Raw genomic sequence first — 22,388 nt, forward strand, 5'->3', positions numbered from 1 at the left:
GGCCGAGCACCCCATGGCGATCACGCCCACCCGCCTGGCCGATGGCCGCGAACTGATCTACTTCGACGACGACCCGGATGTTCTCGCCGGACGCACCACCCGCGAACTCCACGACCCCCGGGACCTGCCCGGCTCGGTGACGGAGTCGGAGATGCGCCGCGACCCGCTCACCGGCCAATGGGTCACCTATGCCGCGCACCGCAACAACCGCACATTCATGCCCCCGGCGAACGAGAACCCGCTGGCCCCGTCCACCCCGGGCAACCTGCCGACGGAGATCCCGGCGGACGACTACGACGTGGTCGTCTTCGAGAACCGGTTCCCGTCGTTCTCCACGAGGATCGTGATGCCGGACGACCCGGCGGACTACCCCTGGCAGGTGGACGGTGAGGAGCTGGTCCCGCGGCGTCCGGCGGCCGCACGCTGCGAGGTCATCTGTTTCACCCCGGACTCCTCGCTCTCCTTCCGCGACCTGCCGCTGAGGCGCATCCGCACGGTCGTGGAGGCCTGGACTCACCGCACCGCGGCGTTGTCTCAGGTCGACGGGGTGCTGCAGGTCGCCCCCTTCGAGAACCGGGGCGAGGAGATCGGGGTCACGCTGCAGCACCCGCACGGGCAGATCTACAGCTACCCCTTCCTGCCGCCGCGCAGCCGCCAGATCCTGGAGCAGGCGCGCGCCCACCGCGCGGCCACCGGCGGCGACCTCTTCGACGACGTGCTCGCCGCGGAGCGTCGGGCCGGTACGCGGGTGATCGCCGACGCCGCGTCCACCGGCGGTTTCACCGTCTACGTGCCGGCCGCGGCGAAGTGGCCGGTGGAGGTGATGGTGGTGCCGGAGCGTCCTGTCGCCGACTTCACCGGGCTGACCGAGCAGGAACGCGCCGCACTGCCGGGTGTGCTCAAGGCCCTGTATACCGCGGTGGACCGCTACTTCGAGGGCGTGGAACGCACCCCCTACATCGCCGCCTGGAACCAGGCGCCCGTGCAGCCGCGGCTGACCGGGGAGGACGAGTCGCTGCGTGGGGAGGGACGCCTGCACCTGCAGCTATTCTCCCTGATGCGCTCGCCGAACCGGATGAAGTACCTCGCCGGCTCGGAGTCCGCTTTCGGCGCGTGGATCAGCGACACCACCCCGGAGGCCGTCGCCGAGCGGCTGCGCGCGGTGTGGCCTGATGAGAAGGAGATCGACTCATGGTGACACCGGACTGGTGGGCCACCCGCGATGAGCAGCAGCTGGCCGATGATGCGCAGGCGCTCTTCGCGGAGCACTTCAGTGACGGTACTGGTGACGGTACCTGCGAGGGTGTGTGGGCCGCGCCCGGGCGGGTGAACCTCATCGGCGAGCACGTCGACTACGCCGGCGGCATGTCCCTGCCCTTCGCACTGCCGCAGAACACCGCCGCCGCGGTGGGACGCAGGACGGACGGGGTGCTGCGTCTGGTGTCGGTGGTGCCCGGCACCGGCGGCGCGCAGGATGCGCAGTCCACCGAGATCGCCCTGGCCGACATCGGACCGGGTAACCCGTCCGGGTGGGCCGGCTACGCCGCCGGCGCGGTGTGGGCCGGACTGCAGGACGGGGTCATCCCGTCGTGCGAAGGACTGAATATTGCCTTGGTCTCCGACGTTCCCCTGGGCGCTGGGCTGTCGAGTTCTGCGGCGTTGGAGTGCTCCGTCGCCCTGGCCGCTTATGAATTAGCCACCGGCCACGCACCTGACAGCGAGGCGCTCGAGCGCCTGGTCACCGCGTGCATGCGCGCGGAGAACGAGGTCGTCGGAGCGTCCACCGGTGGGCTTGACCAGCGCAGTTCGCTCTACGGACGCTCGGGCATGGCCCTGGCCGTCGACTTCCTCGACGGCTCCGTCGAACTGGTGCCCTGCGACCTGGCCGCGGCGGGCCTGGCGTTGCTGATCATCAACACCAATGCGTCACACCAGCTCGCCGACGGCCAGTACGCCTCACGCCGCGGCGTGATCGACGCGGTTTCCGCCCACCTCGGCGTGGGTACGCTCGGCGAGATACTGCAGGACGCCGCGGCGTCCTCCCGACTGCCGGACGAGGTGCGCGCCTGGTCGGCGACGCCACAGGCCCACGCGCTGCTCGGCGGCAGTGACGGCGGCAGCGACGGTGGTGATGTCGCGCAGCGCCGCGTCCGGCACGTCGTCGAGGAGATCCGGCGTACCCGCGACGAAGCGGTGCCGGCGCTGCGCGACGCCGGTGCGTCCGGCGAGATGGGTGGGCTCGGTGCGCTCAGTGAGCTGATGAACGCCAGCCATGCCAGCCTGCGCGACCTCTACGAAGTCACCGTGCCTGAACTCGACGGCGCCCAGGAGGCCGCGCTGGCCGCCGGGGCGCTCGGCGCGCGGATGACCGGTGGCGGCTTCGGCGGCAGTGTCATCGCCCTGGTGCACCGCGAGCAGGTCGAGGTCGTCGCCGAGGCGGTGGACGCCGCAGCCCGCGAGCGCAGCTTCCCGGCGCCGACGTTCTTCGTGGCCGCACCGTCCGACGGGGCACGTCGGATCCGGTAATGCTGCACACCTCTTGCCAGCCACAAGGGGCTGTGCCATGATCGGGGTGCCCGGAGCGAGATGCTGCGGGCACGAACCAGTTCGAGTCAGAAGAACTCAGAATTTTTCCGGAAAGGGGAGCGGCCATGACGGCGACGCATCGCGCACAGCACCAGTTTTGGCTGCTACCCGACCACCGCTGACTCCGACCCACATTTTCCCGGGCGGGGCATCGGTGCCCCGTCCGGACGAGTTCCTCAGCGAACCCTCTTTCAAGTCTCTCGACGTGTGCCCGCCGATGCTGCCGCCCCTTTCACCAGAAAGGGACCACCATGTCCAGTAGACACGTCGACACACCGGGAGTGACGCTCCAGGAGAACAAGCTCCTGAGCTTCGCCTCCGACGTCGACGACAACACGCTCGAGCAGGCGCGCCAGATCGCCGGGCTGCCCTTCATCTTCCCGCACGTCGCGCTGATGCCCGACGCCCACTTCGGCAAGGGATCCTCCGTCGGCACCGTCTTCGGCACCGAACGCGCCGTGATCCCCGCCGCCGTCGGCGTGGACATCGGCTGCGGGATGATCGGTGTGCGCACCGCATTCACCGCCGACGACCTGGCCGGACACGAACTCACCGACCTGCGCGACGCCATCGAAGGCGCCATCCCGCTGTCCCCCGGACGCTACAACGGCTGGGTGCTCGGCGGCACCGCCGAGGCACGCACCCGCGAACTCGCCGACCTCGCCGAGTCCACCGGCGTGGACCTGGGGCATTCCAAGAAGTGGCGTCAGCAGCTCGGCTCCCTCGGCGGCGGCAACCACTTCATCGAGCTCTGCCTCGACGAGGAGGAGCGTGTGTGGATGTTCCTGCACTCCGGCTCACGCGGGGTGGGCAACAAGATCGCGCAGAAGCACATCAAGACCGCGCAGCGGCTGATGCGGAAGTTCTGGGTGCAGCTGCCCGACGACGACCTCGCCTACCTCCCCGAAGGAACCCCCGAATTCGACTGCTACCTGCGTGAACTCGCCTGGGCGCAGCGCTTCGCCTGGCTGAACCGCGAGGAGATGATGGACCGCTTCTCCCGCCTGCTCGGCGAGTGGATCGGCACGCCCGTCGAGGAGACCGAGCGGATCAACTGCCACCACAACTACACCGTCAAGGAAGAGCACTACGGACGGACGGTGTGGCTGACGCGCAAGGGTGCCGTGCGTGCGGACGAGGGCGTGAAGGCGCTGATCCCCGGGTCGATGGGCACGGCGTCCTACGTGGTCGAGGGACGCGGTTTCGCACCGGGACTTCGTTCGGCACCGCACGGCGCAGGACGCCGCTTCTCCCGCACGCAGGCGCGCAAGCGGTTCAGCGCCGAGGATCTGGACGCCCGGATGGACGGCATCGTCTACCGTCCCGGCGACGCCTTCGTCGACGAGATCCCCGACGCCTACAAGGACATCGACGTGGTCATGGCCGACGCCGAACCGCTGGTGCACGTGCTGCACAAGCTGCGCCAGGTGATGAACGTCAAGGGGACGTAGGGCGCGCCCGTCTGCGCGCCCGACCGCTCGCTCGTCAGGGCGCCCGTCACGAAACCCCGAGCGATTGGTGGTTTCCGGGATGGAGACCACCAATCGCTCGGGGTTCTGGGACAAGGGGGCCAGCGCTACCGGCGCTGCCAGCCGCCCCAGCCCTACAAGCCCTACGGCGTGGTGCCGTGGATGTAGCCGAAGCGGTGCTCGGTGGTGGTCACGGCCTGCTCCAGCAGCATCGGCAGCAGCTCGCGGCGTCCGTCGGGGAGGACCTGCTGGTCGAGGACGACCGAGCCGGAGCGCGCGGCAGCCTCGTAGAGGTTCTCGTCCACATCGCCGAGGGTGCGGATCCGCACGCTGGGCTGCACACCGATCTCGGCGGCGAACTCCATGTCGGAGACCATCCGGATCCGGTTGGCCAGCTCGCCCATCTCGGAGGTCACCGACGGTGCGGCGGACACTTCGAGCTTCGTGCCTGTCACCGAGGCGCCGAGGTAGAGTCGCAGCAGGTCACGCAGGTTCGCGTTGGCCCCGATGCGCACGCGCAGGGGTTCCAGTAGCGGCCGGTAGCGGAATACGTTGGACTCCACGACCAGGGCGGTGCGGTCGTGCTCGATGCCGAACTCGGAGGTCCACGCCTGTGCATCGGACTCCGCGGCGCGGCGCAGCCAGCGGTGGTCCTCCTCGGTGAGCACCGGGTGCGCCATGCCGTGGAACTCGCGCAGCATCTGGGTGATCGCGGTGGACACGCTGCCGCTGTGCAGCTCGCTGATGTCGCCTTCGGCCCAACGGCCCTGCTGGGCGACGTAGTTCGGGCCGCCGGCCTTCGCACCGCTGCCGATCGAGGAACCCTTCCAACCGCCGAAGGACTGGCGCTGGACGATGGCACCGGTGATGCCGCGTTCCACGTACACGTTGCCGGCCTCGACGCGGTCACGCCAGAACTCGGTCTCGTCCCGGTCGATGGTGTGCAGTCCGGCGGTCAGCCCGTAGCCCGTGGAGTTCTGCCACTCGATGGCTTCCTCCAGGGTGTCGGCGTGCATCACGCCGGCGACGGGGCCGAAGCACTCGTGGGTGTGGAACCAGGCGCCGGGACGAACATTGTCGCGCAGCCCGGGGGTCCACAGCGTGGCGTCCTCCGCGGTGCCGTTGAGCGGTTCGGGCTTGACCAGCCACTTCTCGCCCTTGTCGAGCTTGGTCAGTCCGCGCAGGAGCTTGTCGCCAGCGGGCTCGATGATGCCGTTCATGTCGGTGGCGAGGTCGTCGCCGGGGCCCACACGCAGGGACTTCACGGCGTCCACCAGCTGGCCCATGAAGCGCTTGGACTTGCCCATCGACCCCACGGTGATGATCAGCGACGCCGCGGAGCACTTCTGCCCGGCGTGGCCGTAGGCGGAGGCGAGGATGTCGGAGACCGCCAGGTCAGGGTCGGCCGCCGGGGTGACGATGATGGCGTTCTTGCCGGACGTCTCGGCGTTGATTGTCATCTGCGGGTCCCAGGAGCGGAACATGCGGGCGGTCTCGGAGCCGCCGGTGAAGATCACCGAGTCGATGTCCTCGTGGGAGACCAGGCGCTTGCCGGCCTCGCCCTCGTCGGCGTTGACGAGCTGCAGCATGTCCTCGGTGACACCGGCCTCACGCAGCGCCTCGACGAAGACCTCGGCGATGCGCAGGGTCTGCGGGGCGGGCTTGATGACCACGCAGGCACCGGCGGCGAGGGCGGCCATGCAGCCGCCGACGGGGATGGCGATGGGGAAGTTCCACGGCGGGACGACGGCCACCGTGCGGTAGGGGGTGAACGTGGAGCCGCGGTGGCGGTCGATCTTGCGCGCGGACTCGGCGTAGTACCGGCAGAAGTCGATGGCCTCGGAGACCTCGGGGTCGGTCTCGGAGACGGTCTTGCCGGCCTCGTGGACGGCGGCGGCGATGAGCCGGTGACGGTTGTCGGCCAGGGTGTCCGCGGCGCGGTCGAGCACCTCGGCGCGCTCCGCGCCGCTCTTCGCGGCCCACGCCTCGTGGGCGTCCAAGGCACGCTGGACGGCGGCATCGACGGTGGCGGGGTCGGTGACCTCCTCGCTCACCGTCGGGCCCGGGTCGGAGGACGCGTCGACGATGCGCGCGGCCCACTCGCGGTTGGCGGGCAGGTCGGAGTCGGTGTCGGGCTCGTTGACGAAGTTGCCGGGGACGCTGGCGGAGCTGGTGCCGGCCTTGGCACGGGCCTCCTCGGTACGGTTCTGCGTCCGGCGCGGTCCGGCGTCGGTGGACCACCGGTCGCGCACGGCGGCGAGGTAGCGCTCGCGCTGACCCTCCATGGGGGTCATGCCGGTCTCCTCGTCGTCCTCGGGGGTGAACATGGCGTAGAGGAAGTTCTGCTTGGCGCCGTTCTCCTCGAGGCGGCGCACGAGGTAGCTCACCGCGACATCGAAGTTCTCCTTCTTCACCACCGGTGTGTAGAGGATGACCTCGCCGACCACGCTGCGCACCGCCTCAGCCTGGGCGGGGGCCATGCCCTGCAGCATCTCGGCGTCGATCTGGTCCTCCACGCCACGCTCCACGGAGAGCTCGTGGGCCAGCGCCATGTGGAAGACGTTGTGCGTGGCCACGCCGATACGGATCACGTCGGAGTGCTCGGGGCGCAGCACCCAGTCGAGCAGGCGCAGGTAGTTGGCGTCCACCTCGGCCTTCGTGAGGTAGGGCGTCTGCGGCCAGTCGTGGAGCTCGGCGTCCACGCGCTCCATCGAGAGGTTCGCACCCTTGACGATGCGCACCTTGATCTTCGCGCCGCCACGCTCCCGACGCTCCTGGGCGAACTCGGTGAGCTGACGCAGCGCGTCGAAGGAATCCGGCAGGTAGGCCTGCAGGACGATACCCGCCTCGATCTCCAGGAACTCCTCTTCGCCGAGCAGCTCGGTGAAGATGCGCAGGGTGAGGTCGAGGTCCTTGTACTCCTCCATGTCCATGTTGATGAAGGGGTGCGGTGAACGCTTCAGCGACTCGCGGTACAGCGGACGCAGTCGCTCCTTGAGACGCTCGGTGGACCCGTCGAGGTCCCAGTGGTTGAGCTGCGAGACCACCGCGGACGGCTTCACGCTGATGTAGTCGACCTTCGGGTTACGCACCAGGTCGATGAGGTCGTCGCGACGGCGCACCGCCTCATCCTCACCGAGGACGGCCTCGCCCAGCAGGTTGATGTTGAGCCGGAATCCGGCGTCGCGCGCCTCCTCGAGCATCTTGTCCATCGTGCCGCTCTCGGCGTCCAGCACCAGGTGGCCCACCACGGAGCGCAGGTAGGACCGCGCAATGGGCATCACGATCTGCGGCAGCAACGGGGCGGCGATCGAGCCGGCGGTCATGAGGATCTGGTCGACGACGCCGAGGAAACCCGGCACCGGAGCCTGACGCTTCACCGGGTGGGCGATCTTGGCGAACTCGTCGGCGGCGACCTTGTTGTCCTCCGGACGAGCGACGCGGTCAACGAAGCTGAAGGTGAACTCCACACCACTGGGCTCGTGGACCATGTCCGCGAGCTGCTTGGTCGACTTGCTGGTCTCCTCGACCTGCAGCCAGGTGTCGGCGAGGCCGAGGGACCGCTTGACCACGGCTTCCACGTCGTCGGCCTTCTCCGGACGGGTGGTGGCGGTGGACGGTGAGTTATTGGATGACACGCGTGTTCTCCTGACGGGGCCGTGGTTCTCGGTCCACTGGCCCCGGGGGTCGGGTACGGGGCTAGAAAATTCGTGGTGAGTGCTCAGTAGGACGGAGCCGGAGGACGGTCGCCGACGGGACGCAGGCCGGTCGGCGCCGTGAGCTCGGACGGCAGCAGGTGATGCGGCACGTGGGCTCCTCTCTCGACGAGGACGTCCACCGTGGTGTGGACGACCGTGGTGACATGTCGTTCGGTCCACGGTGCGCGGGGCGGAGGAGAGCGGCCCGTGGGTGATGGGGCACCGAGCCTACGCTGAGCAGAGGAGGTGTGCCGGGGGAGGACGTCCCGCGGGTGCGTCCGGGCACCACCCCGGGAGGTGGTGCGGACGACGGTTTCTGTCGACGCAGGACGGCGAAGTGACCGCTTCGTCCTGCGCGATGGACAGAAACCGTCGTGCGTGTTTCTTGGGCGCGTTTTTGGGACGCGGTTAGTTCGCCGGGTACTCCATCGGCGCGCCGGGGCCGAGCGGAATGCCGAGGGCCCACCAGGCGAGGAAGAAGAGGAACCAGCCGACGAGCATCGCCATGGAGTAGGGGATCGTCATCGACAGCAGGGTGCCGAGGCCGGCCTTCTTGTAGTAGCGCACCAGGAAGGACAGGGCCAGGGCGAAGTAGGGGCTCATCGGGGTGATGATGTTCGTGGTCGAGTCACCGATGCGGTAGAGCATCTGGGTGACCTCAGGGGAGATGCCCACGTACATCATCATCGGGACCACCACCGGGGCCATCAGCGCCCACTGCGCCGAGCCGGAGGTGATCATGAGGTTGAGCAGGCAGACCATCACGATGAAGCCGGCGAAGAGCACCACCGGCGGCAGATCCCAGGTCTGCAGCACCTCACTGCCCTTGATGGACAGGAAGTTGCCCAGGTTGGACCACTCGAACCAGGCGAGGAACTGGGAGACGGCGAAGAACAGCACCATCATCGGAAGCAGGGTCTTCAGGCCGCGGACCATGAACTCGGGGATGTCGGCGGGGCTGGTCACCGAGCCGACGACCACGCCGTAGACCGTGCCCAGCAGGAAGAAGCCCAGGGCGATCGGCACGGCGATGTCGGTGATCAGCGGGCTGTCCATCACCGCGCCACCTTCGCCCTGCAGCGGGGAGCCGGGCACGAAGAGCAGGGCGAAGTAGACGGCGAGACCGACGAGAGCGACGAGGCCGGTGATCTTCAGGCCGCGGCCCTCGACGTCGCGCAGGGTGAGGTCCTTGACCTCGTTGCCGTCCTCATCGGTGAAGGCGACTTCTTCGTAGTTCACCTGGTCGTGGTCGACGAGCTGGTGGATGCGCTTGTTCATGAACAGCTCGGTGACCAGGGTGATGATCACGGCCAGCAGGATCGCGGACACGGTGACGAAGTAGTAGTTCGACAGCGGGTTGACCACGTAGTCGGGGTCCACGATCTGCGCGGCCGAGGTCGACAGGCCGGACAGCAGCACGTCGGTGATGTTGAGCACCAGCGAGGAGTTGAAGCCGCCGGAGGACGCGACGAAGGCGACGATCGCGCCGACGATGGGGGAGCGTCCGATGGCGTGGAAGGCCATCGCGCCGAGCGGGATGACGATGACGTAGACCGCGTCGGACGCGACGGACCCGGTCACGCCGGCGAGCGCGACGACGAAGGTCAGCGTCTTCGGGCCGGTTTTGGCCACCATGGCGCGCACGATGGCGCTGATCAGGCCGGCGTACTCGGCGACCGCGACGCCGAGCATCACGGTGATGATGACGCCGAGCGGCGGGAAGTCGGTGTAGTTGGTGACCACGCCGGTGACGATCTGGTGCAGACCGTCGGTGTTGAGCAGGTTGGTGACCTCGACGGGGTCACCGGTCTGCGGGTCCTCGGCGGACCAGTTGGCCAGCGAGCCGAGCCAACTGAGGACCAGCACGAGCCCACCGAGGATCACGAAGAGCCAGAAGGGGTTGGGCAACTTATTGCCGAGCCACTCCACCCACCCCAGGAAACCGTGGGGTCTGCTGTGGTGTTTCTTCTTGTCTTGTGGCTTCTCCGCTGGTTCGGGGGCCTTCTCCGACGGCGTCTGAGTCTCCTGAGGCGTCATGGGGCAGCAGACTACCAATCCGGCCGATCTGCTGCAGGACATGCACATAAATAGTGTTGTCACTCCAGCCACATCTGTTTCTTTTGTCCCAGGTGGTCGGGTACGGTAGCGGCGTGATCACATTCGACAAGGTCAGCAAGACATACCGGACGTCCACCCGGCCTGCGTTGCAGGATGTCTCGGTCGAGATCGACAAGGGTGAGTTCGTCTTCCTCATCGGGCCTAGCGGCTCGGGCAAGTCGACCTTCCTGCAGCTCATGATCCGTGAGGAGGAGGTCGACTCCGGTGATCTGCACGTCGCAGACTTTCACGTCAACACGCTGCGCAAGCGCAGGACGCCGCAGCTGCGTCAGAAGATCGGCTACGTCTTCCAGGACTTCCGCCTGCTGCCCAATAAGAACGTCCACGACAACGTCGCCTTCGCCCTCGAGGTCACCGGGCGACGCAAGGACGCCATCGAGAAGGCCGTCCCCGAGGCGCTCGACATGGTCGGCCTGGCGGGCAAGGGGCAGCGCATGCCCGATGAGCTCTCCGGCGGCGAGCAGCAGCGCGTGGCCATCGCCCGCGCCACCGCGAACCGTCCTCTCGTCCTGCTCGCCGACGAGCCGACCGGCAACCTCGACCCGGACACGTCCGCCGAGATCATGGCACTGCTCAACCGCATCAACCGGGGCGGCACGACCGTGGTGATGAGCACGCACGACGACGTCGCCGTCGACTCGATGCGCCGTCGCGTCCTGGAACTGTCCAACGGAAAACTCGTGCGCGACGACGCACACGGCATCTACGCCGTCGGACGCTAGGGAAGAGGGAACACATGAAGATCCGTTTCGTCCTCAAGGAAGCCTTCTCCGGGCTGACCCGCAACGTGACGATGACCGTCGCGATGATCATCACCACCGCCATCTCCCTGGCACTGCTCGCCACCGGCGTGCTGATCACCAACATGACCTCCGATACCAAGGAGCTCTACCTCGATCGCATCGAGGTGATGGTGCAGCTCGACGATGAGATCTCCACCACCGACCTCGACTGCTCCAGCGAGGTCTGCGCTGATATCCGCGACACCCTGGAGTCCGACGACGACGTCGAGTCGGTGACCTACCGCAACAAGGAGCAGAGCTACCAGCGCTTCGTTGAGCTCTTCGGCCAGTCCGATCCCGTCCTCGTGGAGCAGACCTCGCAGGACGCCTTCCCCGCGGCGCTGCATGTGCGCCTCGCTGACCCGTTGGACACCACGCCGATCGACGAGATCGCCGAGAAGCCCGGCGTGGCCACCATCGTCGACCAGCAGGACGACCTGCGTGGTGCGACGCAGAACCTCGACGCCGTGCGCAACGCCAGCTTCGTGCTGGCCGCTGTGCAGGCCGTCGCCGCGATCTTCCTCATCATGAACATGGTGCAGCTCGCGGCATACTCTAGGCGCCACGAGACCAGCATCATGCGCATGGTCGGCGCGACGCGCTGGTACACCCAGGCGCCGTTCATCCTCGAAGCCATGCTCGCCTCGATCATCGGCTCGCTGCTCTCGGTCGGCGCGCTGCTGCTGGGCAAGCGCTTCCTGCTGGACCAGGCGCTCGGGTCCCTCTACGACGCCAACCTGATAGCGCGGATCTCCGCCTCGGACATCTGGCTGGTCTCGCCATTCGTCATCATCGCCGGTGCCCTGGTCGCCGGGGTGACTGCGCAGGTCACACTGCGCTGGTACGTAAAGAAGTAAGCGGGTAGACTTCCTCGGGCTATGGCGAAGAAGAGCACACCGGTGGATTCCGGACGGAAAAAGGGCGACAAGGCTGCCAAGTCGGGCAAGGCCGGGAAGGCCGGCACGAAGAACGGCGGTCCGCTCGTCGTCGCCACCAACCGCAAGGCCCGCCACAACTACCGCATCCTGGAGACCGTCGAGGCCGGCGTGGCCCTGGTCGGCACCGAGGTCAAGGCGCTGCGCGAAGGCAAGGCGTCCCTGGTGGACGCCTTCGCCACCGTCGACGACGGCGAGGTGTGGCTGCGCAACCTGCACATCCCCGAGTACGCGCAGGGGACGTGGACGAACCACGCGCCGCGTCGCGTCCGCAAACTGCTGCTGCACCGCAATGAGATCGATACCCTCATGGGCAAGGTCCGCGACGGCAACAACACCCTGGTTCCGCTGCAGCTCTACTTCGTTTCCGGACGCCTCAAGGTGGAGCTTGCGCTGGCCACCGGTAAGCAGGACTACGACAAGCGCCAGGACATCAAACGACGCACCGAGGAGCGCGAGGCGACCCGCGAGCTGGGGCGTCGGATCAAGGGCATCAAGGGTTGACCTGGGGCAACACCCGAGGTTGACGGCGGTGCGCGGCGCGAACTAGAATGGATCTTCCTGCCGTCGCCGAGCTTTCCGACGACAGGGAATGTACACCAAGGGGTCGATCAGGTTTCGACTTCGTGCATTGAGCCAGGGGAAGCGTGCCGGTGCAGGCTGGAGACCACCGTGAGCGTCGCAGCAACCTATAGGCGCCGAGAAGAACACTCAGCGCGACTACGCCCTCGCTGCCTAATCAGCGACCGCGTGTCTGTCAGCCCGGGTAGGTCCCTGACCCGGTCACTGGCATCAGCTAAGGGACTTCACGCTACCGCCCTGTCGTTCGGGCGGGTGGCGGACATTTCAGAGCGACTGGGCTCATCATCCGGGCACGTCCGCATGACCCGGAGAGCCGAGCAGAGGTAGCCGCGGACTGCGCACGGAGAAGCCCTGGCGAGGTCGCGAAGGACCCGGGTTCAATTCCCGGCGGCTCCACTAGTATGAATCCCGTTGGTCATTACGACCAGCGGGATTCTTTCTTTGTGCAGGTCACGGCAGAGTCTACATGATGCACTGTTCCGCACAAGTACCCCAGGTAACGGCACACGTTCCCAACTCCGATCCCAACAGTCGTTGGGCGGTGAAAATCCGTTGGGAAGAGAGCAGGAGATCATGGCAAGGCCACGGAACAAGCGGACGTTCGGAGAGATTCAGGAGCGCCTGACAAAGCAAGGCAAGAAGTTCTACCCCCGGTACAGCCTGCCGGGTGTAGCGGAGCGCTTCAGCCCCGGTGTCGGCTTCACGTCCTACGAACTGGCGGCACGGTGGCTCGACACAGAGCGTGAACTGTGGGAGAAGCACGTCGCTGCCGGGACCGAACATGAGTGGCTGGCACCGACCGCTCGGCGTGCGGCGGCTCAGGCTCAGCGAGAGCGGGACAGTGTGACCGTGGGGGACATGCTCGGCAAATGGATTGCGTATAAGTCGCGGGGCTGGTGGGAGGAGACTACCCGTCAGACCAATCAGCAACAGGTGAACAGCCGACTGCTAGAGATCGACGGCGACGCTGGAGTGTTCCGGTCACTGCCGCTGTCTAAGGTCACGGGGCAGGATGTCCGCAACTGGTGGGCCGGTGTGTGGTCACAGTTCCCCAAGACACGTCCGACGAATCTTGCTGCGCGTAAGCACGTTTCGGCAGCGTTCAAATGGGCCGTCAGTGAAGAACTGATTCCCGCGAACCCGGTTGGTGATCTCCCCATTCCGTCGGTCAGGGTGGGAGATGCACCGGCGCGGGTGGATCGTCCGACACGGGAGGAGCTGCAGGCGATTCTGCACCACGTCCCGAAGTACTATCGGTTCCCTACTGCGCTCGCCTTGTTTCACGGTATGCGGACTCAGGAGGTACTGGGGCTACGACGGTGGCAGGTGAAGCGCTCTGTGGACGATGAGGGCACGGTGTCGTACGTCGTAGACCTGCGCGACCGGAAGCGGGTTCGGGCGGCTGTGAAACTCAAACGGGATGGCAGGCACCAGATGGTAGAGAAAGGCCTGAAAACTGACACCTCCTACCGGGCGGTGCCGGTGTTCGCTGAGTTTGTCGACATGCTGGAGGAGCACATGAGCACCTACGCGGGTGCCGGTGCTGAGGGGCTGGTCGCTGTCACACGTACGGGCGAACGTCCGCTCGACTCCAGTTGGAACAGCGTGCTCAAACGGGCGGCAAAGAAAGCCGCCGCTGAGATCGCTAAGCAGCGTGGGCTGTCGGAGGAGCAGGCTAAGGCGCTGGAGGAGCGATTCGTTTCGATCCGGAAGCATGACGGTAGGAGGTTCATCGCCACGGAGTTACTGGAGTCTGGCACGTCGGAGGTTGCCGCCGGTGCGTTCATTGGGGACCGCAACCCTGACGTTCTGCGAGAGCACTATCTGCGCCACACAGATGAACACCTAGCGACGGGGCTACAGGCGGTCGGAGAGCGGCTGAAAGGTGCGGCGGGGGAGTAAGCAAGGCTAACGGCCCTGGTGGAACTACAGAGTTCACCAGGGCCGTTTTGCGTGTCTGGAGCAGATCGCGCCAGAGCTCCTAGTACTATTCTGACTAGAATGTCAAGTCCTGACAAAAGTAAACGCTATTAACCCCTTGACCGGGGGTGATGTAGCATGTTAACTTTAGGGGGTCAAGTCCGATGCAGGCGGGGGACACCTGATCCTCGGACATTCCTGATTGGCGCACGTTGACCACCGGTCAACGTGCCACTTCCGCATTCCTAGACTAGGAGTAACCCTTGATCCAGCGTGAACCCAACGCGCCTGCACCCGTGCTCAGCGAATATGTGCCGATCGAACCGGTAGCAAAGATCGCCCTGACGAAAGCCGAAGCCGCCGAAGCCGTAGGCGTCTCTATCGCCACGGTTGACCGAATGATCGAGAGCGGAGACCTCATCGCTCGACGTTTCGGGCGGCGCTCAGTCCGAATCCACTTGCAGGACTTAGAACAGGCTCTCCGACCGATCCCCTCCGCCGGAACCTACGCAGCAGGGCTGGTATGAGATGAACACCCAGACCTACGCCGACGTTGCAGCCACCGCATACCCGGCGGCATGGAGAGCCGGAGCGACCAACCCGCTCGACGGCACCAGAGATCCGTACAGCATGGCTGAAGCCCTCAGGGCCGATCCGTTGCTCAACGACGACGGCACCGACCTTGCCAAGACTCCAGCACCTGAGCCGGACGCCTACCCGGCCCACTGGCGAATCTAACCCCGTCACGACCAATACCATCCCCCACCACACGACAGGACAACACATGCTCATTGGCTACCACGGTCAGTACACCCGCCCCCGCGCCAGCACAGCCGCGCCGCAGCGCTATCAGCGAGCCGCCGACGCACTGAACCTCGACCTCGACACCCTCCTACCGCCGGAGTACCGACAGGCCACCGCGAAAGTTCAGGAATGGCGGCGATTCCTCGACAGCAAGCGCGAACAGAAGCCCGAACCATTCACCGCTGATTGGATCATGAACACCGCCCCGAACACATGGGGGCAGCGACTTTCAGCACACGCCACCGCCCTAGCACAGGGCAACGTCGCCGGACAGTTGAACCGCATGGCGACAGACCTCGACCGGCACGCCGTCGGCAACCTCACCGGGCCGGAGGCTTTCGCCCACGTCATGGCAACCGCCGACGTTGACGGCATACTCACGGAACTCAGTGATGCCGTAGCCGAACTCGCAGCGGTCAATGTCTACGATCCAAGCACGCCGGGCCGTGACTACACCCGCTATCGCGCAGCAATGAACGCATTGCTGTCCCTCGACGTCGCACTCGACCCAACGGATGCAACGGCATGGGCCGCACTGTGGTTCAACCCCGGCGACCTGCGCCCCCTGCGCACGATCGTTCTGGAGCGGTTCAACGGCGCACCGAAGCGCAAACAGGCTGATTACAGTGCTGCCGACCAGGCGGCGCACGAATCGGTGCAGGTCTGGCGTGACATCATCCGAGATCAGGATGCAGAGGGCGCACGGAATGTGAGCCAGCACGACGGCAGTTTCTCCGTCAGGCCCAACAAGTACCGCGACGTCGCGCCGGGTGATGCTGCAGTCTCGGCGCTTGCCGTGGGTGACTTGGAGGAGCAGTTCGGCTTGACGCTGGACGTGGCAACCTCGTGGGACGAACTCACACGCCGAATGCGGGCATTCGACACCGCAGGTAAGCATGAGTTCGTAGACGCCGAAAACGTGGCTTAGAGAGCCGCACAGCGCCGACAGTGAACAGGTGCTGTGAACAACAACAATAACAACACCAGAGAGACAGAACCGGCCCGTGGAAAGGAACTCTGCGGGCCGGGTAAATAACAGTCAACACACTCAAAGGATGTTGTAGTACGTATGTCAATCATACACGAATTATCAGGTGAAGTCACTGCAGACGACACTGAATCGCCCTATTGGATTCAGGGCGCAGGGTACCGATCCGTACCAGGATTCCCGCATATTCATATTCTCATCGACGGTTCAGAAGTCTGGAACGCTAGGTCAGAACGATCGCTGAGCATCTACCATCAACACGGCTACCCGTATGTCGCATTCTCCGGTCGGAGTTGGCGGCTTCAGCGTCTCGTTCTGGCGGCATGGTTTCCCGGTTGTCTCGACCACGGAGAGATGGCCCTACATCGGACAAATGACCGTGACAATGTCGCTGTCTGGAATCTCTATCCGGGTGACTTCTCGCGCAACGTTCAGGACAGGATGAGGGACGCGGGCAATGCAGACAATTGCTGTAGTCGCGGGCACCTCTACGTGCCATGTAATCTCGTTCCTAGTTCCCTGAAGCGGGGCTGGAGGTCATGCCTTGCATGTAACAGGGGCCGCTCTAAAGTTTCCGGGAAGCGACGTGAGGGAAGCGCTGACTACCCCGCTGAAGTGCAGGATGCTACCGATGAGGCCTACGCAAAGATCCTCGGGAGTCTGGTAGGGACGTTGCGTTTCCAGATTCTCAACGGCTCGAAAGCGGTGACTGCATGAGTCCGGCGGAAGCGGTCGACGCAGTAGCGTCAATGAGAGCCGAAGTTACGGACCTGAGAGCGCAGATCGCCGAACTTCTGGAGGTGACGGTCCATGCTTAGCCGTGCTCGACGATATGAGGATAGAATGATCGCCGGGGCGCAGGTGACAAAGATGCCCGATTGGAACAGGGCGGAATTGGACATGAACGCCGTGTTCAGAATGTGGGAACAGTCGGTGCGGCGATTGGACATTCCGTCAAGCGACGCCGACGGAATTGTTAAGGTGGTTCGCGGGGGGACGTTCCTTGGTCGGTTCTGCCAATGGTTTTTCAGTGAGGACGCGGCGGCGTATTACGCGGGCGTGAGTGTGGAGCGTTGCCGCGACTTGGTCGGAATTGCGACCCGTTCCGGAATTGTTCACCTCTACCCCGATCGGGATATGTATGGCGGAACTCGTATCGAACTTGATACCGGCATTTAGGCGGTATCGGCCCTGAGTGGCCCTGTGGCGGACTTTCAGCAGTTCTCCGGGCACTCAGTCGTAGCACCCCGCGAAAGGCGCTCAGCAGGCGTCTCAGCGGGGTGTTTTGTAGACAGGCACCAATAAGCAACGTAAGGATAGAATCATGGAGTTCACGGACCTAAAAACGACGATAGACCGATCGTCCCCGTCACTGTATCCGGAGTTCGCCGAAGATTGGCGTTCAATGCTGGATTCAGCAGGGCTGGAGGGCGATGCAGTCGTGGCGGCACTCGCTGAGGGTTGCACCCCGATGGCTCACTGCGGAGGTGTCGCGCTCATTATTGGCGGGGAGTTGCTTTCATCCGCCGGGCGCTACTGGGCTGGATATGAGAAACTCGCGGAGGATGCCGGTTGTAGTTTGGAAACAGTAAAGCGTCGCATGGGGGCCCTGAAGCGGGCCGGGCTGTTGATTGTGCGGCGGCGTGACCATAAGCCGTCGATCGTCACCCTGACTGTTCCGGGTATCGGTGAATACGACGATTGGAAGCAGTGGCGTGCTGAGTCGCTCGCCGGGCGGGCATGGTTGCAGGGTGTCGCCATTTAGTCACGGAGCGAGACACTTTCGCTCACATTCGACGCTCTAGGGCCGTAGTATTGGAGGCTCTCAGGTTCGATTCTGGCCGATGCGCTGAATATTCGCTGATGGTGGGCTATTTCCGGGGCCGATTCCCCTATAGTTGGAAACTTTAAGGTAGCCGCGAAAGTGTCTAGTACAATTCGGACTAAAGTGTCCTGACCTGCACGAATAGATGTTTTGCATTGTGAAGTGATGACACTTCATATATAGGGCGATTGCTACGGGCCGTGACGATACCGCGAAAGCCACAACCGATACCAAGCGTCAAACGGTCAAGGTGAGCCCTCCGCTCCGCCCCTATATTGGTCACCGTTGGTGGGTGGCAGGCGGAAACGGCACCGTCGTTCTGATCTCGTAAGGAGATTCAGTCCCATTCGTACGGCGGGAGAGTGATAGTGAATCTTGCGTTTTCGCTTATCTCCCCCTCCCAGTAGACGTCATCCACATAACCGTCGTAGTTCAGTCCTTGCACTTCCGCACGGCATTTAAGCGAATTACCTTCGACGGGGAAAAGTTCAACCATGCTGAAAATAGGCTGGTCTGTTGTTTGCTTAATTTCCCTGGACCGCATCGTCAGGTCGCCTGCCCTGCCTAGTGAATACGATTGCCCGCGCTCGTTGTCGTAGATCGTTTCTACGGGGGCATCGTTATCGTATGCCTCTTGGTCTTCGTACTCCCTGGTTATGACCCTCACCGCCATGCTCGAAGGCGAGCAGAGAGACAGGTGAACTTGATATGCGTAGTTATCTACCTGAATCATCTCGCTAATCCCGTATGGACTATCGCTCTCCGCTTCCTCTGCGCATCCCGTCAGAGTCGTAGCGCTAATCATCATTGCGGCAATCGCCGCACTCATCCTCTTAATCGTCATGGCACATGACCTTACAGAACGCTTACTAGATGCTTCAACTAGTCCAACTCTAGGAGTAGACCAATGACCGACCACCACGCCACCACCCCTTGGGATACCGGGGGAGACGCCTTTATAGACATGCTCAGGGGACGTCAACGCCAGGTACTCGCCGCGACGATGTACGGCGACACAACCGGCGCGGAATACCGCGACTCGACGCCCCTAGTACCCGCCTACATTCAACTGTAACCGCAGCGTAGAGGGATATTCCCTCATTGCAACATCTAAAGGAACACCTTGAACACCTACCGAATCACCACCGTGCGAGCGAGCAGAACAACAGCGACCGCGAGCGCGGGAACGGGTACGTCAGCCATCGTGCACGCGCACCTGCTGACCGCTGAGAACGGCAATCGGACAGTGACGATCACCGACGGAAACCGGACGCTCAGGCTGGTACCCGACCAGGCAGCACGGCTTGCAAGCGCGATTCTCCGGGCGCTCTAACGCCACCGGGGGAGCGCCCATGTCCTCGGTCCTGCGCCGACCTGACGCTCGGCGATCTCGGCGCGGTCTGTCGCGTCTGCAGCGGCCCGTAGCGCGGCGGCGTAGGTCGCGGGGATCTCGAACTGCGGTTCGGCCTTGCGCTGCTCGTTCTCGTAGGTGTTGACCGCGAAGTATGACTGCGCGGCGGCAACCTCAGCCTTGTTAGGATCGCCGTTCATCGCGACCAGGTAGGCGGCGAAGCGTGTGAGTAGGACATCCTCCTGAGGTGGTCCACTCACAGATACTTTGCGCGATCCCGCAAAGTGCCTGGCCTTGTCATGTCCCTGGTTAACGGCGGTAGCCATCGCCCGGTTCATCGGGACGGCAAGGTTCCGCCAAGCGCTATACCCCAGCAGCGGCATGAGGTCTCGCGCCGACCAGAACTCCGCGCCGTCCTCGTCGACCTGACGGATGCCGTCGAACGGCGACACCGTGCGCGGCCCGTCCTGCGACGGGGTTCTCCCGCGTGGGAGAAAAGGCTGGTCAGGTGTGTTTCGCGGCGAACCTAGTGAGCCGAACGTCCTCACGCTTAGGTCCACGCTTTCCGGAAATTTCATGGTTGACCATGAAAATACTGGTCACGTCCATGTTCTGCGCTTCGGCAGAAGCCTTCGCCCGCTCTGAAAACAGTACGATCGTACTGTAAACGTTCTCAACCCGTACGCGGTCCTGGGCGCATTGACCCTGCCCTGGCGGCGCGTGGCGTCTCGGGGTGCCCCCCTCCCCTTTGGGTTGTTGCTGGTCAGGTGTGTTTTGCTGGTGGCGTTGACGGTGCCGGAGGTCAGGGGGAACCTGACTAGCGTCGGTAACGTGGCTGGTCACGGCGATATGTCGTGACGCCGGTGCTTTACCTGCAGGGTGCGGTGGCTCTAAGGGGGTGGGGTATCCGGTTGCGCGTGTCTGTCTCCGTGTTCGGCGGTGTACCGGGTGGCAGCGGGTGCGCTGTGTGGCTGTCTCTGGCGCTGAGTGTGGCGTGCGCAGTGTTGGGGTGCCTAGCGTTGTTCCGTGGCTGTACAGCACGTAGAGCGCTGTAGGGGAGCGTAGGGGCCTGGTCTGTCGTCCCGGTGCGTCAGCGTGTCCGTGGGGCTGGGAGGTGACTGGAGATGGTGGCATGGGATGGCTGGTCATGCGCTGTTCATTCTCGTTGTTCGGGGGAGTGCATTGTTCGGGGGTGTGGAGTACGACCAGGGGGAATATCCCCGCCACGGCACCTGTGCGGCGGTCTGAAGCGTCGACGGCGACGGTGGGACGTCCGAGGTACTCCGTGCCCTGTAGGGCGCTGTATGCGCGTGCCCGCACCGACCGATGGCGAGCGAGCGTGCCATGGCAGCGACGGCAGCGACGGCAGGCACGGCAGGCACGGCGACGGGTGCAGGCACGACAAAAGGGCACCTGGTCGCGGTGACCAGGTGCCCCAGTGACGGTGCGGCGGGTCCGCCTACGCGGTGGTGCCGGTGGTGTGCGGTGCGTCAGCGAGTGCCTGCAGTGCGTCCATGAGGTCGCGTGCGTGGCTGGCGGCATCGGCGTAGATCGCCGCCTGGTCTATGTCGCTGGTGTTGTGATCCATCTCGTAGACCGTGGTGGCCTGTTCCATGAGAGCATGTATCTCATCGAGTACGACGTCGACCGTCCGGGCGTTGCTCTCCGGTGTGTCGCTGTCCATGATGGCGGCGTGAATCATCGGGCGGTATCCGTCGCTGAGCGGCAGGATGTTGTGTGACATTAGGGTCTCCTAACTAGAGGGGGTTATTCGGTCGATACCCAACTACATCCCAACAGGGCTGTTGGTGTGATCGTCGGATATGTGCTGTGATCTGCTAGTTAGTGGTCCGAGGTGGTGGATTCCCGGCGGCTCCACCGACAGACCCCCTGACTTACTGGTCAGGGGGTCTTCTCTTTGTCGTCTGCTTCTTGGGGGACGGTTAAATTCGCCCCGTCAGCCGCTCAATGAGGATAACTACGGCCCACCCGATACCGCTGGTGATTGCACCTAGCCCGGTGCCGATGAGCAGTGTGGTCCGTGACATCAGACCTGCGCCGTAGCTGCTCGACGTGGGGGACAGCGTTGCGAGGGCGATGAGTGAGATGAAGAAGCCCAGCGCGCACAACGCGAGCATGAGGATGAAGAACGCTGCCAGCAGTGGCAGCGCGTGGTGTCCCGGGCGACCGGCGGGTGCTGCCTGCCTAGGGTAGGGCTGCCGTGAGGCCTCTGCTCGTAGGTGAGGCGGTACATCGGCGAAAGGCTGAAGATGGGGCTGTTGAGCGTGAGGCCAAGGTCCTTCTGGGCCCGGGGCGGGCGCGTCTTTCGGCTCTTGCGGGGTAGAGATGGGAACGTCCTTTGTAAGTCTGTGCGTGTGAACTTCAGAAGTATATGCCTAGAGTTTGTTTGGGCTACGGGGCGGGTTAGTCTTGGGTTTCATTTGAACTAGCTGCCTTGGAGTGTCCATGCCGAAGTACATCAGCCGTTCGTCTGGTGAGATCGTCTACCCTGATCAGATTCGAAGCGGGGAGGTCGGCGATGCTGTGGAGGTCGACCAGTACCCGCCGCAGGCCGCGAAGCAAGAGCAGGAACGGTACGTCCCTGAGATGCCAGAGTGGACCGAAGAGACTCCCGGGCCGCCCAACCCCTTCGGAAAATGGTTCAGCGCGTGGCATGTCTTGTTGGTGCTAGCAGTCATTGGTGGTGCGTTTATTGGAGGCATGTCCGCCGATGGAGGGGAGAGCCTCGTGTTCGCTGTCGTGGGTGCCGTCGGTGGCGGCCTGTCGATGCTCCCGCTCTATCTGCTCACCCACATCGGCTCGACAATCTGGCAACTCAAAGAAGAAGTCAGGGCATTGCGCTAGGTCGAGTACGGAACGGGCAGGTACAGCACGCCTGGGGGCCTCGGTGGCTGCCTCGGCGACCATCACTGTGACCACCACGGAAGCAGCCTCGGCACCCGCCACGGTGACTCGGGGTGCAAAGTATGCTTATAATCTTCCGAGTCGTTTCATCACAGGTGATTGTTTTAGCTCTCCACCTCCGTCGTCCATGTCTCAGGAGTCCACGTGCGTCTGTCCGCCAGTCACCGCCGCAACCGTCCCGCTCTTCGTTCGATGCTCGCTGCTGCCGCAGCCACCGTGGCGGTCGCCGTCGTCGGAGCGCCGATGGCTTCGGCCGTGGGCTTCTCCACCGGCATCGTCGCCACCCCGGCGATCCCGAGGTGCGAGCCGAACATCGTGGTGATCGTGCCCGGCGGTGGGCAGTCCTCCACCGTGATGCCGGAGAACCTGCCGGTCGGGGCCTACACCTCGGACCTGGGCGCGATG

At 64.5% G+C, this 22,388-nt stretch carries 19 protein-coding genes, 1 other RNA gene and 1 pseudogene; 16 read left to right on the forward strand and 5 right to left on the reverse strand.

What is annotated here, in order from left to right; all coding sequences use genetic code 11:
- Positions 1-13 precede the first annotated feature (13 nt).
- The 3 genes from galT to ACT3SZ_RS14355 all read left to right on the forward strand — a co-directional run bounded on the left by galT (position 14) and on the right by ACT3SZ_RS14355 (position 4,037).
- Positions 14-1,198 (forward strand): galactose-1-phosphate uridylyltransferase, encoded by a 1,185-nt coding sequence (gene galT, locus ACT3SZ_RS14345; RefSeq protein ID WP_444619757.1) that lies wholly within the window; start codon positions 14-16, stop codon positions 1,196-1,198.
- Positions 1,192-2,526: a galactokinase gene (gene galK / locus ACT3SZ_RS14350; RefSeq protein WP_444619729.1), complete on the forward strand. Its 1,335-nt coding sequence runs from the start codon at positions 1,192-1,194 to the stop codon at positions 2,524-2,526. Before galT ends, galK begins: the two co-directional genes overlap by 7 nt.
- 311 nt (positions 2,527-2,837) lie before the next feature.
- Positions 2,838-4,037 (forward strand): RtcB family protein, encoded by a 1,200-nt coding sequence (locus ACT3SZ_RS14355; protein WP_444619731.1) that lies wholly within the window; start codon positions 2,838-2,840, stop codon positions 4,035-4,037.
- Between the two features lie 161 nt (positions 4,038-4,198).
- On the opposite strand, the gene ACT3SZ_RS14360 is transcribed toward ACT3SZ_RS14355, so the two are convergent.
- Both ACT3SZ_RS14360 and ACT3SZ_RS14365 read right to left on the reverse strand, forming a co-directional pair.
- The gene (locus ACT3SZ_RS14360) at positions 4,199-7,693 is read right to left on the reverse strand and encodes a bifunctional proline dehydrogenase/L-glutamate gamma-semialdehyde dehydrogenase (RefSeq protein ID WP_444619733.1); all 3,495 of its coding nucleotides are present in this window, start codon (positions 7,691-7,693) and stop codon (positions 4,199-4,201) included.
- A gap of 468 nt (positions 7,694-8,161) precedes the next feature.
- Complete coding sequence (locus tag ACT3SZ_RS14365; protein WP_444619735.1) at positions 8,162-9,790, reverse strand: AbgT family transporter; 1,629 nt, start codon at positions 9,788-9,790, stop codon at positions 8,162-8,164.
- 113 nt (positions 9,791-9,903) lie between these two features.
- On the opposite strand from ACT3SZ_RS14365, the gene ftsE reads away from it, so the two are divergent.
- The 10 genes from ftsE to ACT3SZ_RS14415 all read left to right on the forward strand — a co-directional run bounded on the left by ftsE (position 9,904) and on the right by ACT3SZ_RS14415 (position 17,647).
- Positions 9,904-10,593 (forward strand): cell division ATP-binding protein FtsE, encoded by a 690-nt coding sequence (gene ftsE / locus ACT3SZ_RS14370; protein ID WP_444619737.1) that lies wholly within the window; start codon positions 9,904-9,906, stop codon positions 10,591-10,593.
- A 14-nt stretch (positions 10,594-10,607) separates the two neighbouring features.
- Positions 10,608-11,510, forward strand: coding sequence for a permease-like cell division protein FtsX (ftsX, locus tag ACT3SZ_RS14375; protein ID WP_444619739.1), 903 nt, complete (start codon positions 10,608-10,610; stop codon positions 11,508-11,510).
- A 21-nt stretch (positions 11,511-11,531) separates the two neighbouring features.
- Complete coding sequence (gene smpB, locus ACT3SZ_RS14380; RefSeq protein ID WP_301442797.1) at positions 11,532-12,092, forward strand: SsrA-binding protein SmpB; 561 nt, start codon at positions 11,532-11,534, stop codon at positions 12,090-12,092.
- Positions 12,093-12,191: 99 nt separating this feature from the next.
- Positions 12,192-12,569: a transfer-messenger RNA gene (gene ssrA / locus ACT3SZ_RS14385) on the forward strand.
- Between the two features lie 174 nt (positions 12,570-12,743).
- Entirely contained in the window at positions 12,744-14,072 is a 1,329-nt protein-coding gene (locus ACT3SZ_RS14390) for a hypothetical protein (protein ID WP_444619741.1), read from the forward strand.
- A gap of 281 nt (positions 14,073-14,353) precedes the next feature.
- Entirely contained in the window at positions 14,354-14,617 is a 264-nt protein-coding gene (locus tag ACT3SZ_RS14395; protein ID WP_444619743.1) for a helix-turn-helix domain-containing protein, read from the forward strand.
- A 1-nt stretch (position 14,618) separates the two neighbouring features.
- Positions 14,619-14,828, forward strand: coding sequence for a hypothetical protein (locus tag ACT3SZ_RS14400; RefSeq protein ID WP_444619745.1), 210 nt, complete (start codon positions 14,619-14,621; stop codon positions 14,826-14,828).
- A gap of 46 nt (positions 14,829-14,874) precedes the next feature.
- Positions 14,875-15,822, forward strand: coding sequence for a hypothetical protein (locus ACT3SZ_RS14405; protein WP_444619746.1), 948 nt, complete (start codon positions 14,875-14,877; stop codon positions 15,820-15,822).
- Positions 15,823-16,725: 903 nt separating this feature from the next.
- On the forward strand, positions 16,726-17,061 hold the full coding sequence (locus ACT3SZ_RS14410; protein WP_444619747.1) for a hypothetical protein: 336 nt from the start codon (positions 16,726-16,728) through the stop codon (positions 17,059-17,061).
- Between the two features lie 145 nt (positions 17,062-17,206).
- A complete protein-coding gene (locus ACT3SZ_RS14415; RefSeq protein WP_444619748.1) occupies positions 17,207-17,647 on the forward strand; it encodes a hypothetical protein in 441 nt (146 codons plus the stop codon).
- Between the two features lie 397 nt (positions 17,648-18,044).
- Here the strand turns inward: ACT3SZ_RS14415 and ACT3SZ_RS14420 are convergent, their stop codons facing one another.
- Positions 18,045-18,551 carry a hypothetical protein gene (locus ACT3SZ_RS14420; protein WP_444619749.1) on the reverse strand — a complete coding sequence of 169 codons (507 nt, stop codon included), beginning with the start codon at positions 18,549-18,551 and terminating at the stop codon, positions 18,045-18,047.
- Positions 18,552-18,614: 63 nt separating this feature from the next.
- On the opposite strand from ACT3SZ_RS14420, the gene ACT3SZ_RS14425 reads away from it, so the two are divergent.
- On the forward strand, positions 18,615-18,782 hold the full coding sequence (locus ACT3SZ_RS14425; protein WP_444619750.1) for a hypothetical protein: 168 nt from the start codon (positions 18,615-18,617) through the stop codon (positions 18,780-18,782).
- A gap of 254 nt (positions 18,783-19,036) precedes the next feature.
- On the opposite strand, the gene ACT3SZ_RS14430 is transcribed toward ACT3SZ_RS14425, so the two are convergent.
- Together ACT3SZ_RS14430 and ACT3SZ_RS14435 are read right to left on the reverse strand one after the other, a co-directional pair.
- Positions 19,037-19,510 (reverse strand): BRO family protein, encoded by a 474-nt coding sequence (locus ACT3SZ_RS14430; protein WP_444619752.1) that lies wholly within the window; start codon positions 19,508-19,510, stop codon positions 19,037-19,039.
- A 1,007-nt stretch (positions 19,511-20,517) separates the two neighbouring features.
- On the reverse strand, positions 20,518-20,802 hold the full coding sequence (locus tag ACT3SZ_RS14435) for a hypothetical protein (RefSeq protein ID WP_444619754.1): 285 nt from the start codon (positions 20,800-20,802) through the stop codon (positions 20,518-20,520).
- Between the two features lie 722 nt (positions 20,803-21,524).
- Here ACT3SZ_RS14435 and ACT3SZ_RS14440 point away from each other — a divergent pair.
- Positions 21,525-21,923, forward strand: coding sequence for a hypothetical protein (locus tag ACT3SZ_RS14440; protein WP_444619755.1), 399 nt, complete (start codon positions 21,525-21,527; stop codon positions 21,921-21,923).
- A gap of 204 nt (positions 21,924-22,127) precedes the next feature.
- A pseudogene (locus tag ACT3SZ_RS14445) lies at positions 22,128-22,388 on the forward strand (cutinase family protein); the annotation flags it as partial.

Source organism: Corynebacterium sp. AOP40-9SA-29, from assembly GCF_052377405.1.
Lineage (GTDB): Bacteria > Actinomycetota > Actinomycetes > Mycobacteriales > Mycobacteriaceae > Corynebacterium.

What these genes read in the sequence shown, in the direction of transcription:
- smpB (WP_301442797.1), top strand. Translation starts at nt 11,532, where the DNA reads ATGGCGAAGAAGAGCACACCGGTGGATTCCGGACGGAAAAAGGGCGAC.
- ACT3SZ_RS14405 (WP_444619746.1), top strand. Translation starts at nt 14,875, where the DNA reads ATGCTCATTGGCTACCACGGTCAGTACACCCGCCCCCGCGCCAGCACA.
- ACT3SZ_RS14440 (WP_444619755.1), top strand. Translation starts at nt 21,525, where the DNA reads ATGCCGAAGTACATCAGCCGTTCGTCTGGTGAGATCGTCTACCCTGAT.
- ACT3SZ_RS14410 (WP_444619747.1), top strand. Translation starts at nt 16,726, where the DNA reads ATGATCGCCGGGGCGCAGGTGACAAAGATGCCCGATTGGAACAGGGCG.
- ACT3SZ_RS14435 (WP_444619754.1), bottom strand. Translation starts at nt 20,802, where the DNA reads ATGTCACACAACATCCTGCCGCTCAGCGACGGATACCGCCCGATGATT.
- ACT3SZ_RS14425 (WP_444619750.1), top strand. Translation starts at nt 18,615, where the DNA reads ATGACCGACCACCACGCCACCACCCCTTGGGATACCGGGGGAGACGCC.
- galT (WP_444619757.1), top strand. Translation starts at nt 14, where the DNA reads ATGGCGATCACGCCCACCCGCCTGGCCGATGGCCGCGAACTGATCTAC.
- ACT3SZ_RS14420 (WP_444619749.1), bottom strand. Translation starts at nt 18,551, where the DNA reads ATGACGATTAAGAGGATGAGTGCGGCGATTGCCGCAATGATGATTAGC.
- ACT3SZ_RS14390 (WP_444619741.1), top strand. Translation starts at nt 12,744, where the DNA reads ATGGCAAGGCCACGGAACAAGCGGACGTTCGGAGAGATTCAGGAGCGC.
- ACT3SZ_RS14355 (WP_444619731.1), top strand. Translation starts at nt 2,838, where the DNA reads ATGTCCAGTAGACACGTCGACACACCGGGAGTGACGCTCCAGGAGAAC.
- galK (WP_444619729.1), top strand. Translation starts at nt 1,192, where the DNA reads ATGGTGACACCGGACTGGTGGGCCACCCGCGATGAGCAGCAGCTGGCC.
- ACT3SZ_RS14415 (WP_444619748.1), top strand. Translation starts at nt 17,207, where the DNA reads ATGGAGTTCACGGACCTAAAAACGACGATAGACCGATCGTCCCCGTCA.
- ACT3SZ_RS14400 (WP_444619745.1), top strand. Translation starts at nt 14,619, where the DNA reads ATGAACACCCAGACCTACGCCGACGTTGCAGCCACCGCATACCCGGCG.
- ftsX (WP_444619739.1), top strand. Translation starts at nt 10,608, where the DNA reads ATGAAGATCCGTTTCGTCCTCAAGGAAGCCTTCTCCGGGCTGACCCGC.
- ACT3SZ_RS14365 (WP_444619735.1), bottom strand. Translation starts at nt 9,790, where the DNA reads ATGACGCCTCAGGAGACTCAGACGCCGTCGGAGAAGGCCCCCGAACCA.